2 protein-coding genes are annotated in these 1673 nt (G+C 38.1%); both read right to left on the minus strand.

Features of this window, described 5'->3' with window-relative positions; all coding sequences use genetic code 11:
• The coding region (locus BUB92_RS11110) for an acetyl-CoA hydrolase/transferase family protein (protein ID WP_073093625.1) at positions 1-1307 on the minus strand (1307 nt) is incomplete at its 3' end.
• A 231-nt stretch (positions 1308-1538) separates the two neighbouring features.
• On the minus strand, positions 1539-1667 hold the full coding sequence (locus tag BUB92_RS11455; RefSeq protein ID WP_242939055.1) for an acetyl-CoA hydrolase/transferase C-terminal domain-containing protein: 129 nt from the start codon (positions 1665-1667) through the stop codon (positions 1539-1541).
• Between the last annotated feature and the right edge of the window lie 6 nt (positions 1668-1673).

Consider the following 1673-nt stretch of genomic DNA (forward strand, 5'->3'; position numbering starts at 1 on the left):
ATCAAATCATCACGGAATTTCGGATGAGCCAGTTCAATAATATTTTCCGTTCTCACCCATTGATTTTGCGCCCGCATTTTCTTAACTCCGTATTCAGTTACAATATAATCTACCATATGTCTGGTAATAGTTACTGAAGTTCCCGGCTTAAATGTCGGAACAATCCTGGATACCAGATTACCATCCTTATCCGTATAAGTAGAAGGCAAACATATAAAACTCCTGCCTCCCTTGGACCACTGAGCTCCTAAAACAAAATCAGTCATTCCACCATTGCCTGATATCTGTTTAAAACCGTCACTTTCGGCATTAACCTGGGTTAACAAGTCTACCTGTACTGCCTGATTGATGGATACAAAATTATCATTAAGAGCAATAGTTCTGGGATCATTGGTATAATCAACACTATATATAGCTAAACCAGGGTTACGGTCTAAAAATTCATATAATCTCTTGGTTCCCAAAGCAAAAGTATATACTGCCTTCCCTTTGTCAATATTTTTTCGTAAGCCATTAGCAATACCTTTTTCAATCATATCTATAAAAGCATCCACAAACATTTCCGTATGAATTCCTATGTCCTTTAAATCCGAATCCGCAATCAACTGCCCCACTGCATTGGGCATAGCTCCAATCCCCAGTTGCAGACAATCTCCATCATGGATATACTCCAAAAGATTTTTGGCAATTTGCACATCAGCCTCGGTAGGCTTGGGAAGTTCAGGAGCAGCAAATATCTCCTGATCATCAGGAGCCTCCACTATATAATCTACCTGAGATATATGTACTGCCTCTTTAATACCTCCATAACATACCGGCATATTTTTATTGACTTCTACTACTCGCACCCTTGAATTTAAAAAGCACTCCAGGGCTTCCGAGCAGTTGGGACCAAAATTAAAATATCCTCGCTCATCCATAGGAGCCACCTGGTGCCAGTGATGATCTGTGCCTTTAAGATTATTTACCTCACCTGCTCTAACAAATATAGTTGAAACATGATAAAGCAAAGGAGCATAGACTACAGCCGGAAAATATTCAGCCAGTCTCCTTGTCAAGGCACTCCAGTGCCAGTCTTGATAAGTAAAGCTTTCAGGATACTGCACAACTTCTGGAATCGGTGGTACAGTTACTGCTCCTGCTACCAGCACATCATATAACTCTTCATGTCTTTCTGCCAAGGCCTTTACCAGCTGTACCGGTTTGCCGTTAAAATAACCTAATTTAACTCCCTCTCCCGGCTTCACCATTTTCGCAACTTCTTCTGCTGTCCTAAGCTTTCTCTTATATTCATCCCAGTACGACATTTCCTTCCCCCCCTAGACAGATTTTAAAATATAAAGCTTATATATAGTGATATTTTATCATAAATTGTTATTGCTTTGTATAATTAAAACACAAAAAATATCATAATTTAATAAATATTACAATTATAATAAATATTACAGTTGATATTACATTTATAATAATATAGGTAAAAAAAAGATTGTCAGTTCTATCTCCTGACAATCTTCTTCCCTGCATTTATATACAACCAATTAATCAATCTTATTCGTCCTTCTCCAAATACCTGCCTTCTGAGCTGCTTTAATCAAATCATCACGGAATTTCGGATGAGCCAGTTCAATAATATTTTCCGTTCTCACCCATTGATTTTGCGCCCGCATTTTCTT

The organism is Thermosyntropha lipolytica DSM 11003 (genome assembly GCF_900129805.1).
Classification (GTDB): Bacteria; Bacillota; Syntrophomonadia; order Syntrophomonadales; family Syntrophomonadaceae; genus Thermosyntropha; species Thermosyntropha lipolytica.